Annotated in this window: 11 protein-coding genes; 10 read left to right on the top strand and 1 reads right to left on the bottom strand. The window is 73.0% G+C overall.

Going from position 1 to position 12,533, the window contains the following annotated elements; translation table 11 throughout:
• Positions 1-59 precede the first annotated feature (59 nt).
• The 8 genes from ABD366_RS20740 to ABD366_RS20705 all read left to right on the top strand — a co-directional run bounded on the left by ABD366_RS20740 (position 60) and on the right by ABD366_RS20705 (position 7,982).
• Positions 60-443 carry an ATP-binding protein gene (locus ABD366_RS20740; RefSeq protein WP_324771239.1) on the top strand — a complete coding sequence of 128 codons (384 nt, stop codon included), beginning with the start codon at positions 60-62 and terminating at the stop codon, positions 441-443.
• A 34-nt stretch (positions 444-477) separates the two neighbouring features.
• Positions 478-1,266, top strand: coding sequence for a ParA family protein (locus ABD366_RS20735; RefSeq protein ID WP_324771238.1), 789 nt, complete (start codon positions 478-480; stop codon positions 1,264-1,266).
• On the top strand, positions 1,266-2,081 hold the full coding sequence (locus tag ABD366_RS20730; RefSeq protein WP_324771237.1) for a ParB/RepB/Spo0J family partition protein: 816 nt from the start codon (positions 1,266-1,268) through the stop codon (positions 2,079-2,081). Before ABD366_RS20735 ends, ABD366_RS20730 begins: the two co-directional genes overlap by 1 nt.
• Positions 2,082-2,109: 28 nt before the next feature.
• Positions 2,110-3,528 carry an IclR family transcriptional regulator domain-containing protein gene (locus ABD366_RS20725; protein WP_324771236.1) on the top strand — a complete coding sequence of 473 codons (1,419 nt, stop codon included), beginning with the start codon at positions 2,110-2,112 and terminating at the stop codon, positions 3,526-3,528.
• A gap of 142 nt (positions 3,529-3,670) precedes the next feature.
• A complete protein-coding gene (locus ABD366_RS20720; protein WP_324771235.1) occupies positions 3,671-4,159 on the top strand; it encodes a hypothetical protein in 489 nt (162 codons plus the stop codon).
• Positions 4,160-4,228: 69 nt separating this feature from the next.
• On the top strand, positions 4,229-5,179 hold the full coding sequence (locus ABD366_RS20715; RefSeq protein ID WP_324771234.1) for a hypothetical protein: 951 nt from the start codon (positions 4,229-4,231) through the stop codon (positions 5,177-5,179).
• A 38-nt stretch (positions 5,180-5,217) separates the two neighbouring features.
• Positions 5,218-5,808: a DUF7144 family membrane protein gene (locus tag ABD366_RS20710; RefSeq protein ID WP_425576963.1), complete on the top strand. Its 591-nt coding sequence runs from the start codon at positions 5,218-5,220 to the stop codon at positions 5,806-5,808.
• Between the two features lie 176 nt (positions 5,809-5,984).
• Positions 5,985-7,982 carry an FUSC family protein gene (locus ABD366_RS20705; protein WP_324771233.1) on the top strand — a complete coding sequence of 666 codons (1,998 nt, stop codon included), beginning with the start codon at positions 5,985-5,987 and terminating at the stop codon, positions 7,980-7,982.
• A gap of 319 nt (positions 7,983-8,301) precedes the next feature.
• Here ABD366_RS20705 and snpA read toward each other — a convergent pair whose 3' ends face one another.
• On the bottom strand, positions 8,302-8,973 hold the full coding sequence (gene snpA, locus ABD366_RS20700) for a snapalysin (protein ID WP_411293771.1): 672 nt from the start codon (positions 8,971-8,973) through the stop codon (positions 8,302-8,304).
• 179 nt (positions 8,974-9,152) lie between these two features.
• Between snpA and ABD366_RS20695 the strand changes: the two genes are divergently transcribed.
• Positions 9,153-10,175, top strand: coding sequence for a LysR family transcriptional regulator (locus ABD366_RS20695; RefSeq protein ID WP_324771232.1), 1,023 nt, complete (start codon positions 9,153-9,155; stop codon positions 10,173-10,175).
• Between the two features lie 145 nt (positions 10,176-10,320).
• Positions 10,321-12,474, top strand: coding sequence for a VWA domain-containing protein (locus ABD366_RS20690; protein ID WP_344442228.1), 2,154 nt, complete (start codon positions 10,321-10,323; stop codon positions 12,472-12,474).
• Positions 12,475-12,533 lie beyond the last annotated feature (59 nt).

Genomic DNA, 12,533 nt, shown 5'->3' with positions numbered 1-12,533 from the left:
TCAGCCGCCACTCTCGTACCGAGAACGCCTCAACTCGTCCCTCTTGGCCAGGAGTTGTCATGACCTGTCACGCCATGGATTTCTCGGTGGGCACCCATTCGGCCCAGCACATTCGCAGGATCGTCCGGATCTACCTACGCCAGTGGGACATGCCGGAACTGACGGAGGCGGCGGAGCTGGCGGTGACGGAACTCCTCGCCAACGTGGTCCGGCACGTACCGGGCAGGCGCTGCACGCTGTTGATCGTGCGGCAGGACAGAGGCGTACGCGTGGAGGTCGGCGACCCGGACCCGCGCCCCTTGGTCGTACGGAATCCGGAGCAGCTGGACGAGGGCGGCCGGGGCCTGCTGCTCGTCCAGGCGGTCACGGACCGTTGGGGGGTGCGGCCGAGCCCGCCGGGCAAGACGGTGTGGTTCGAATGCGACGCGAAGACGGGCACGTAACATCCGCCCTAAACGCCCTAAATTAGGAGCATTCATGGCACACGTGCACGTGATCCTCAATCAGAAAGGCGGCGTGGGCAAGTCCACGCTCGCCGTGAACCTGGCCGCCGTGACCGCCGACGTCCTCGGCGCGGGCAGCCGGCGAGAAGGCGAACACCCGCCGGTCGTCGCCGTCTCCATCGACCCGCAGGGCTCGGCCGTGTGGTGGTCCGAGCGTGTCGGTGAGGGCCTGCCCTTCGACTTCGTGCAGGCCCACAACGACCTCGCGGGCCTCGCCGCCCTGTCCCGCATCCCGTCCGTGCAGCACGTCTTCGTCGACACCCCGGGCTGGCTCGACCTCGCCGAGAACGACGGCGCCGACCCCCTCGGCAAGGGCGCCGCCGCCGACGCCCTGCGCGCGGTGCTGTCCAGCGCCACCGACGTCATCGTCCCCATCGAGCCCGAGCCGCTCGGCTTCCAGCCGACGCAGCGCACGGTCGAGCGGGTCGTGAAACCGCGCGGCCTTCCGTTCCGTGTCGTCATCAACAACTGGGACCCGCGCGACGGCAAGGCCGACCTGGAACAGACCCGCGCCTTCGTCGAGGCCCAGGGCTGGCCGCTGGCCCGCGCCGTCGTCCGCCACTACAAGCTGCACACCCGGGCCAGCGCGGACGGCCTGGTCGTCACCCAGTACGGCGCCAACCGCGTAGCCCTCCAGGCCCGCGAGGACTTCTTCCGGCTCGCCCTGGAGGTCGGCCTCGCCGCGATCCCGAAGCCGGCCCGCACAAAGTCGGGTTCGCGTACGAAGGCTACGAAGGCTGCTAAGAAGAGGGTGAAGGCCTGATGGGGCGCCGCACCGACCTCTCCTCCTTGCTGGGCGCGGCGGACGCGGAACGAGTGCCCGCCGCGCCGAAACGGCCCGCCACCGAACCGCTCACCGTCCCCGTCACCGACCTCGCCGAGAACCCGGACAACCCGCGTCACGAACTGCGCGACCTGGACGGCCTCGCCGAGACCGTTCGCGAGCGCGGTGTGCTCCAGGCCCTCGGTGTCGTCCCCGCCGCCGTGTTCCTCGCCGCGCACCCGCACCACAAGGCGGCCGTGGCCGGTGCCCCGTACGTCGTGCTGCACGGCCACCGCCGGCTCGCCGCCGCCAGGATGGCCGGGCTCGACGAAGTGCCCGTCCTCGTCCGCTCCGACGCCAGCCGCTCCGACGAGGACGCGCTCATCGAGAACGTCCAGCGCGACGACCTCACCGAACTGGAACAGGCCCAGGCCATCCAGGGCCTCATCACCGCCTACGGCTACTCGCAGCGCCAGGTCGCCGCCCGCATCGGCAAGACCCAGGGGTTCGTCTCCCAGCGCCTGTCCCTGATGAAGCTGCGCGAGGACCTGCAAGAAGCCCTCGCCGACGGACGCGTCTCCGTCGAGGACGCCCGCCGCATCGCCCGCCTCCCCCACGAGGACCAGCAGCTGCCCGGCCAGTACGGGGAACTGCCCGCCGCCTCCGTGCCCCCGGCCCGCACCGAGCGGCGCGGGCGCGATTACGGCGTAATCAGGATCGACAGCCGGGACCGGCCGGAGGACGTGGTCGACGCCCTGCGCCGCCACCTCGCCCCGGCCGCCCTCGACCGGGTCGTGGAACTCCTGAGCCGCTGACCCCGGCCCGGTCGCTTAACGTTGCCCCGTGCTTCCCGTGCCGTCCCCGTCCGTGACCCCGTCCGTGACCCAGCCGCCGCCCGCCGAGGCCGTCACCCCGCTCATCCGCGGCCTCGACGTCCTGCGGCGCCTCACGGACGCGGACGGCACCCTCGCCCTCGCCGAACTCGCCCGGTCCAGCGGCCTCGCCCGGTCCACCGTCGACCGGATCTGCGCGACCCTGGCCCACCTCGGCCACGTACGCCTCGACGGGCGGGACGCCTCCCTCGCGCCGCCCCTCATGGCCGTCGCCAACGCCTACCTCGACTCCCTGCGCCTGCCCGAGCTGCTCGGGCCGCTCGCCGACCGGCTCGCCGACGAACTCGACGAATCCGTCTCCCTCGCCGTCCCTGACGGCCCCGACATCCGCTTCGTCCACCAGGTCCTGCGGCGCCGCGCCCTGTCCATCAGCTTCCGCGTCGGCGACAGCCTGCCCGGCGATGGCTCTGCGCCGGGTCTTGTCTTCCGTGACGGGGTGCCGCCGGCGGTCGACGACCAGCTCGTCGAACCCGGGTTGATCGCGGTGGCCGTCCCCGTCCGAGGGCCCTCCGGGGGCGTCGTCTGTGCGGTGAGTGTGGTCAGCCATACGAGTCGTCACGGGGTGGATTCGCTGTGGCGGGCGGTTCAGGGGCCCCTGGAGGCGTGTGTGGCGCAGATGGAGACGGCGCTGACACCCAATACAGCCCCTCCGGCGATTGCGGAGCGGGGCCCGGGGCGGAGCCCCGTGACAGAGGGCCGGGCCCCGGCGACCATCCAATCGCTGGCCCGAGGCTTCACCGTCCTGACCGCATTCGACGCCGCCCACCCCGCGATGACACTGGCCCGGATCGCCGAGCGGACCGCGCTGTCCCGGGCCACCGCCCGCCGCGCCCTCATCACGTACCAGCACCTGGGCCTCGTGACCCAGGAGGACCGCACGTCGTACCGGCTCACGCCCCGCGTGCTCTCCCTGGGCTGCGCCCCGCTGTCCCGTACGTCGCTGCCGCGCATCGCCGCTCCCCACCTGGCCGCGCTGTCGGAGCGGGCCGGGGAGTCCGTGGGGCTCTCCGTGGCCGACGGGGACCGGGTCCGGTGCACGGCCAGGGTCACCCCGCGCCGGGTCATGAGCGTCGACATCGGCGTCGGCTCCCGGCTGCCCGCCGCCACGACGGCCGCCGGACGCGTCCTGGACGGAGCCGCTGCCGACGGGACCGGGGCCGTCGTCGTCGACGGGCCCGAGGACGGGCTGCGGTCCGTCGCCGTACCCGTACGGGACCGGGACGGCCGGGTCGTCTCGGCGCTCGACATCACCGCCCACCAGGGGCGCGGATCCGCCGACGCCTGGACCGACGAGTTGCTCGCGACGGCCGCCGCGATCGCCGCCGACCTGCACGTGACCTCGCGGTTCGTGCCCGTACCCGCCCACTGAACCCGCCACTGAACCGGTCACTGAACCGACCGCTGAACCCGGCACCGAACCCGCGCCGCGTTGCGGAACGTACGCGGGGAGCAGTCAATGGATGGAGGGACGGGACAGAGGGAAACCGGGGGGCACCTGGAAGGAGCCCGTCATGGCTCACGCTGCACCCGCACCGACCCGCTCCACGCAGGCCGGCCGGCCCGCGACCCCCTCGGCGACCACCACCGCGAAGCTGCTGCCCGTGGTGACCGGCGCCCTCTACGGGTTCTGGGCCGCGAACATCCAGCGCTTCGGCCACGAAGTGACCGGCGGCAACATCCTGCTCGGCTTCGTCACCGGCATCCTCGTCGCCGCGCTCTGCTTCGGCATCCACCACTGGTGCTCGCGGCAGGGCAGCCGCCACATCGGGGCACGCGCCGCGGTCTGGGGCGCCTTCGCCGGTATCGCTGTCGGCTTCCTGCACAGCCTCGCCAACGGGGCGATCCTGTGGTCCGTCGTGCTGGGCGCCTTCGTGGGCGGCGCGACGTTCGTGGCGGTGTACTACCGCTACTACTCGTCGAGCGAGTACGCCCCCGATCACGGCCCGCAGGGCGCAGCACCGGGTGCCACACCGGGCGCCGCACCGGGCACGGTGCGCTAGGCGTACGCCAGTACGCCGTATGCAGGCGCCCCGCTCGCGTGCCGCGCGGGCCGGGCCTTGGCTTGAGGGGTGATCCGCACAGGCACCCGCACCACACGCACCGTCCGCGCCGCGCTCGCCCCCGTCCTGCTCGTCCTCGCCTGTCTCCTCGTCCCGCTCGGCACGCTGTCCACCTGGGCCAAGTACGAGATCGGCGACAGCGGCCGCTACGTGTCCACGATGGCGCCGCTCGCCACGGACCCGGGCGTGCAGAACGCGGTCGGGGCCGCCGTGACCACCGGGATCATGAAGAACATCAGCGTGGGCCCGCTGCAGTCCACCGTCGAGCAGTACCTGCACGACGCGGTCGTCTCGTTCACGGACACCCCCGCCTTCCAGAACGCCTGGAACACGGCGAACCGGGCCGCCCACGATGCCGTCCAGCAGGCCCTCGACGACGGTGACACCGGCGCCGTCACCCTCGACCTGGCACCCGTCACCAAGCAGGTGAGGCAGCAACTCCAGGACGACGGCGTGCCGTTCGCGGCCCAGATCCCGGTCACCCACACCGAGATCACCGTCCTGTCCGCCGGCGACCTCGCCGAACTGCGCACGGTATTCCACCTGCTCCAGGTCGCGGGCCTGTGGCTGCCCCTGGCCTCCCTCGTCCTCACCGTCGCCGGCCTGCTCCTGGCGGTTCGCCGACGCCGTGCCCTCGTCGCGACAGCGCTCGGCATGGCCCTCGGCGCGGCGGCGCTGCTCCTCGCCCTGACGATCGCCCGCTCCCTCACCCTCGGCGACCTCGACAGCGACGCGGACAAGGCGGCGGCCGGCGCGGTGTACGACGCCCTCACGTCGTCGATGCGGACCGTGTCGTGGGTGATCATCGGCGTGGGCGCGGCGGTGGCGGTGGCGGCCTGGCTGACGGGACGGTACGGGTTCGGGCTGCCCGGACGGCGTGCCCCGCAGGAGGACGCCGCGTCACCCGTTCAGCCGCGCGCGGAGTGCCGCGAGGCCGCGCCGGGACGAGCATTCCCGTGACACGTGAAACGTGAGACGTGACACGAGGAGGCGCCCCCATGAGCGAGCCGACACCCCCGAACACTCCCCCCAACACACCCCCCACCTCGGCCACCCCTCCGCCGAACACGCCGCCCCCGGCCCCTGACCCCGGCCCCGCCGCCGGTTCGAGGGAGCACCGGAACCGCACCTCCGCCCCCACCGTCGGCGACAGCGACGGTGACCGCGGTGACCGCGGTGGCCGTGGTGATGGCTGGGTGACCGGCGGCTCCGTCTTCGCCGGTGTCCTGATGCTGGTCAGCGGCGTCCTCGGGATCCTCAACGGCATCGCGGGCATCGCCAAGGACGACGTGTACGCCCGGATCGGCGACTACGTCTACTCCTTCAACCTCACCACGTGGGGCTGGATCCACCTGATCCTCGGCATCCTCGTGGCGCTCACCGGCTGGGGCATCCTCAAGGGCTCCGAGTGGGCGCGCGGCGCGGGCATCGGCCTCGCGGCGCTCTACATCGTCGAGTACTTCCTCTTCCTGCCGTACGCGCCCGTGTGGTCGCTGATCTCCATCGGCATCGGCATCTTCGTCATCTGGGCGCTCGCCTCCGAACCGCACCGCTCCCCGCGCGCGGGCGGCCCGGCCAAACACGCCTGACCGCGGCCGGCAACCGTCTGGTCAGCGGGTCCCGGGACAGAGCCCCGAACTCAGCCCCTCCGGCGATCGAGGACCGGGTCCCGGGACAGAGCCCCGAACTCAGCCCCTCCGGCGATTGAGGAGCGGGGTCCGGGGCAGAGCCCCGCAACGGCGCCCCAAGATCGCATACTGGCCATATGCCGCCCAGCCCAGCGCAGCGCCCCACGTCCCGCCGAACACCCCCCGACTGGCTGGTCAGAACCCTAAAACCCCAGCGCGCCCCCACCCCCTGGGCCGCAGTCGCCCGCGCGGCGATCGCCATGTCCACCCCCCTGGCCATCGGCCTGGCCACAGACCACCCCACCTACGGCGCCCTCGCCGGCATGGGCGCCCTCTCCGGAGTGATCGGCGACACAGCGGACGCGTACCGCATGCGCATCCTCAACATCGCCGTCCCCCAACTCTTCGGCGCCCTCGGCGTCACCATCGGCTCGGCCGTCTTCGGCCACGGCTGGCTCGCGGTCACCGCCGTCACCGCCATCGCCCTGGTCTCCGGAATGATCTCGACGATCGGCGCGGTCGCCTCCGTCGCGGGCCTGCTGCTCCTGCTGAACTGCGTGGTCGGCGCGGGCCTGCCGATGCCCGGCGACTGGTGGCTGGCCCCGCTCCTGATGACCAGCGGCGGCGCCCTCGTCCTCCTCCTCGCGCTGCTGGCCTGGCCCCTGCGCGGCGGCGTACCCGAGCGGGCCGCGGTGGCATCCACGTACCGCGGTGTCGCGTATCTCCTCGAAGCCGCGAGTCAGAACCCCCTCGAATACGCGGAGACCCGCCTCGCCGTCACCCAGTCGCTCAACCAGGCCTACGACCTCGTCCTCGCCCGGCGCGCCCGCACGCACGGCCGCAATCCGGAACTGGTGCGCCTGGTAAGCCAGTTGAACGCCGTCACCCCCGTCGTGGAGGCAGCGCCCGCCGTCCACGAGTGCGGGGTACCGCTGCCCCCGCAGGTGCCCGACGCCGTACGCGCCCTCGCCGACGTCATCGCGTCCGGCCGCACCGCCGACAGCGCACCCCTCGAACTCCCCGAGCCCGACGGACCCGCCTCGCGCGCCCTCGACCACGCGGTGCGGCACGCCGCAGAGGTCGCGGCGCGCACCGGGGACAGCGAGTTCACCAACATCGACGACCGGCTCGGCCACCCCGCCGCGCTCCGGGTACGCGCCCGCCGCGGCGCCCGCAACGTGATCCTGTCCGGCGCGTCCTGGCGCTACGGTCTGCGGCTCGCCCTGTGCATCGGCATCGCACAGGCGCTGGTGTCGCTCGTGCCGGTGCCGCGCTCCTACTGGGTGGCGCTGACCATCACGTTCGTCATGAAGCCCGACTTCGGGTCGGTGTTCTCGCGGGCGGTGCTGCGCGCGCTCGGCACGGCGGCGGGCCTGCTCGTGGCGGCGGCCGTGCTCTCCGAGGTACCGCTCGGCTGGTGGGACGTGCCGGTGATGCTGCTGCTCGCCGCGCTCATCCCGGCGCTCACGCCACGCGGCTACGCCTTCCAGACCGCGGCCATCACCCCGGTGATCCTGCTCCTCTCCGACATCCTCAACCACCAGGGCACCGCCCTGCTCGCGCCGCGGCTCCTGGACAGCCTGATGGGCTGCGCGATCGCGCTCGTAGCGGGCTATCTGCTGTGGCCCGAGAGCTGGCACACCCGGATCGGCGACCGGCTCGCCGACGCGGTGGCCGACACGGCGATGTACGTGGAGTGCGCGTTCGGCGAGACGAAGGACCCGGCCGTCCGGGCCCGGATGCGGCGCCGGCTGTACCGGGACCTGTCGGTGATCCGCACCGAGTTCCAGCGTGCGCTCACGGAGCCGCCGCCCACGGGGAGGCGGGCGGCGGCGTGGTGGCCCCTCGTCGTCGCGGTCGAACGCATCGTGGACGCGACGACCGCGGCGCGGGTGCGGGTCCGTCATGGTTCCCCTGCGCCTTCATCGGCGGAGGTGACCCAAGTGGTCCTGCAGTTGCGGGAGCTGGCGCAGGGTCTGCGGGATTCTGTGGTCCTGGCGGAGGTCCGGGCCGATTTCGGCGGTGGGCCGGGGCTTCGGGAGGGGGTCCTCGAACAGGTCCGCCAGGAGGTCGCGGCGGCGCGGGCGATCGGGGTTCGCGGTGGCCCTACCGGGGAGCAGCCGACGACAGCGTGAGCGCGCCCCTTGGTGGGTTGTTCTGCGGGTGCGGCCCGGTGGGGCGGTTTGCGCAGTTCCCCGCGCCCCTAGCAGCACTCCATCCGCGGACCCGGTGGGGCTTCTCGCGCAGTTCCCCGCGCCCCTAGCAGCACTCCATCCGCGGACCCGGTGGGGCTTCTCGCGCAGTTCCCCGCGCCCCTGGGGCATGCGGCTTCGCCGCAGCCCCAGGGCGGCGCGCTTCACGCGCCCTCTGAGCTCGCAGACGAATGCCAGTCGGGGGCGCGGGGAACTGCGCGCTCAGACCCGGCAGAGCTGCCGCACCCGGCGACTGGGCGGATCAGCCCAGATTCGCCTCAGCCTTGCGGAGCGCCTTCGCGAAGCCGTTGGCCCAGAGCGAGTTCACCCGGGACTTCTCATTCGCGTCGGGGTACGCGTTCGTGCAGGACGGACCCGGCCCGCCGCCCGACATCAGCTCACTGCAAGGCCCCTCGTAGTGGTCCGGCAGACCAAGAACGTGCCCGGTCTCGTGCGTGGTCACCCGAGTGGAGTCGTACTGCTGGTTCTGCGCGTAGTCGAGGAAGACGTAGCCACTGCCGTGCCCGTCCGTCGACGCGTACGAACCACGCGCGTCGTTGCCCTCGCGGTACGAGAAGTCGCCACCGCCGGACGTCGACTGGAGCTTGACGTTGGAGACGGACGAGTTCCAGATGGACGCGCTGTTCGCTATCTGCTGCTGGAACGAGGGCGCGCTCGACGCGTTGTACGTGACGGTGACCTGCGCGGCACCGGGGTTCGCGGCCCGCTTCTCGGCGACGGACTTCAGGACCGCCTCGAAGAACGCCTTGTTGGCGGCGGCCTCCTCGCTGGACCCGGCGTAGTGGACCTTGGCCGGGGCGGGGGCGGGGGTCTGCGCGGTGGCGGGGCCGGCCGCGAGCGCCGTGACGGTGAGACCCGCGCCGAACGCGCACGCGAGGAGACGGATGACTGTGGGGGGTTGTGTCATGGTCATGCAGGTGAGTGTGGGGGTGTACGGGGCGTCTGGGGATGATGGCATTTGGCGATAACGCCGGGTTATCACCGAGGAGTCAGGGTTCTTCAGAGGCCAGTGAGGTGGATGAGGTGTAGGAGGTGTGTGTGGTGTGGGAGGCGTACTGGTGCGTCTTCCGTAACCGCCCTACGCTCGCGCCCATGGAGCTGGACGTACGGCACCTGCGCGCCCTGTGCGCGATCGAGGACACCGGCAGCCTGCACAAGGCGGCCCGCCAACTGGGGATGACGCAGCCCGCGTTGAGCACGCAGCTGCGCCGCCTCGAACTCTTCGTGGGCGGCCGGCTGTTCACCCGCGAACGCACCGGCTGTCGCCCCACCCCGCTCGGCCGCGTCCTGCTCACCCGTGCCCATCCGCTCGTCGACGGCCTGCGCAGCCTGGTCGAGGAGACCCGCGCGGCCGCCGCTGCCACGGCCGAGGTGCCCGGCCGGCTGCGCATCGGGTCCACCGCGAGCCGCGCCCTGCCGGGGTGGCTGCGCCGGCTGCGGTCCAACGCCGCGTTCCTGGGGGCGGAACCGACCCTGCGGGTGAACGTGTCCGCGCACGCGCTGCTGAGGCTCGTCGCGGAGGGCGGGCTCGACGTGGCGTTCGTGCACGAGGTGGAGGGCAGCCCGTTGCGGATGCCGCCGGGGCTCGCGTGCCGGGTCCTTGTGGAGCGGGAGCCGCAGTTCGTGTCGCTGGCGTCGGATCATCCGGCAGCGCGGCGCAGTGTCGTGCGGCTCAGCGACCTGGCGGGTGACCGGTGGATGGTCGACCCGACCGTGGACGGCGAATGGGACGGCCTGCTGCGGGCGCTGCGCTCCGCGGGGCTCGAGCCGCGGGTCCTGCACGGGGATTACCTCACCGCCGCGTCCCTCGTCGCGACCGGCGACGTCGTCGCCCTGTGCCAGCCCACGTCCCGTTCGCGCGCGGACATGGCGATCCGGCCGTTGCAGGGGGACCCGGTGGGCGTACGGCTGTTGCTCACGGCGCGCAACGAGGCGCTGCTCGAAGCGGTGCTGCCCGATCTGCGGGCCGCGTACGGGGAGGCGGCGCATCAGGCTCCGGCCTACCGGGAGCGGCTTTCGCTCGTGGGCGCCGATGCCTCCGCGGCCCGTACATCCGTCCCCTTCTCGGACATACGCCCACCCCAAGAGGGGGCAATTGGCGGCGCGTTCGCCTGAGGGGGAGCCGGGTGCTTCGATCCGCCGGGGCGGATCGACCGGACCCTTCCCAAGATCACGCCCGGCGGCGGCTAACCTTACGTGTCCGCCCTGGCCAGGGGTTCCAGGGACGTTCGGGGACCAACTCATGCGGAAGGTTGCGCACATGGGCATTCTGGATCTGCTGCGGAACGCGTTCGGGCGGTCCCGGAAGGGGGACGCGGAGGCCGCTGCCGCGGGGGAGCCGGAAGCCACGCCGCCGGCCACGCCCTCCGCCGCCGCCTCGCCGGAGGCACCGAAGGTGCCCAAGCCGTCGCGGGGCGAGGCCGACGATCTGGTGGCCGCGGCATTCGACAACGTCGCGGTTCCGAAACCGTCCCGCGAGGTCTCCGCGGAGGCGGAGCCCTCCGGGGAGGCTGAGATCCCGGCTCAGGCGGAGCCCTCCGGGGAGGCCGAGACCCCGGCTCAGGCGGAGGCCTCCGGGGAGGCCGAGACCCCGGCTCAGGCGGAGGTCCCGGCCCAGGCGGAGGTCCCGGCCCAGGCGCAGGCACCGGACGAGCCGAAGACGGCGGCTGAGCTGAAGCCTGCCGCTGAGGCGAAGCCCGCCGCCGAGGCGAAGCCCGCCGCTGAGGCTGAGGTCCCGGCTCAGGCCGAGGCGCCGGCCGTGGAGTCCGCCCAGGTGGAGGCGGAGACCTCGGCGAAGGCTCCGGCGGCTGAGGCCGAGGCTCCGGTGGAGACGGACACCCCGGCCCCGGCCCCGGCCAAGTCAGAACCCGCCGCTCAGGCGGACGCACCGGCCGAGGCGGAGGCTCCGACCGCTGAGTCGGCGAAGCCGAAGGCTGAGGCCGAGACACCGGTGGCGACGGACGCCGCCGCCCAGGCCAAGACCCCGGCCACGCCGGAACCCGCCACGCAAGCGGACGCACCGGCCGAGACGAACACTCCGGCCGCTGAACCGGCGAAGCCCAAGGCTGAGGCCGAAGCCCCGGCGAAGACGGACACCGCCCCTCAGGCCAAGACCCCGGCCACGCCGGAACCCGCCGCTCCGGCGGAGGCGGCCAAGGCGCAGACCCCGGACGAGCCCGCCAAGGCCGAAGCCGAGGCTCCGGTCACCGAGTCGGCGGAGCCCGAGGTCGAGGCCGCCCCCGCGCAGGCCGACGCACCCGCCGAGGCCGCCGCCCGGGCAAAGGCTCCCGCCAAGACCGGGGCGAAGACCCCGGCCAAGAAGAAGGCACCTACCAAGGCGAAGGCCGCCGAGCCCAAGGCCGAGGCCGAGGCCCTGGCGGCCCCGGCGGCCGAGGCGGAAGCTCCCGTCACGGCCGAGCCCAAGGCCCCGGCCAAGAAGAAGGCCCCCGCGAAGTCGAAGGTTGCCGCACCGGAAGAGACCGACGCCGAGGCCGACACCAAGGCCGCCGCCGCCAAGGCCACCGCCCCGAGCGAAGCCGCAGGCAAGACCGAGGCCCCGGTCACCGAACCCGCCGAGGCCGACACCAGGACCCCGGCCAAGAAGAAGGCGCCCGCCAAGGCAAAGGCGCCGGTCAAGGCGAAGGCTCCCGCCGAGGCGGAGCCCACCGCCGAGGCCACCACCCCGGCCGCCGAAACCAAGGGCCCCGGCACGGTCGCCGCCGATGTCACCGCGACCCCGGCCAACGGCTCCGCCCACTCCGAAGGGGACGTCAAGACGCGTGCCCCGGGGCTCGTCGCCGCGTACAAGGCGGCCGGGGAGACCCTCGCGGCGCAGGGGCTCGGCGGGGCCCGGGCCACGGTGTACCTCGTGCTCGACCGCTCCGGGTCCATGCGGCCGTACTACAAGGACGGTTCCGTGAACGCCCTCGCGGAGCAGACCCTCGCGCTCGCCGCCCACCTCGACGGCCGCGGGACCCCGACCGTCCACACCGTGTTCTTCTCGACGGACATCGACGCCACGGGCGACCTCGCCCTGGACGACACGTACGAGGGCAAGATCGACGCGTGGCACGGCGCGGCCGGCCGGATGGGCCGCACCAGCTACCACCGCGCCGTCGAGGAGATCGTCGCGCACCACGAGAAGAGCGCGGACCCGACCGCCCCGGCCCTGGTCGTCTTCCAGACGGACGGCCCGCCGGACACGCAGCGCCCGGCGACCGAGGCCCTGGCCAAGGCGGCGAGCCACCCGCTGTTCTTCCAGTTCGTCGCGTTCGGCGAGCACGACGCGAAGGGCTTCGACTACCTCCGCAAGCTGAAGGCGGACAACGCCGCCTTCTTCCACGCGGGCCCGACCCCGCTCGAGCTCACCGACACCGAGCTCTACGAGGGCGTGCTGGCGACCTGGCGCCCGTAACCCCAGCCTCGTACGCAACAAGGCACCACCCCGGCCGTCCGCGCAGTAAAACTCCGCGC

This window comes from Streptomyces kunmingensis (assembly GCF_039533535.1).
GTDB lineage: Bacteria > Actinomycetota > Actinomycetes > Streptomycetales > Streptomycetaceae > Streptomyces > Streptomyces kunmingensis.
Note: the sequence above shows the minus strand (reverse complement) of the source record. Positions and strands in the feature narration are given on the sequence as shown.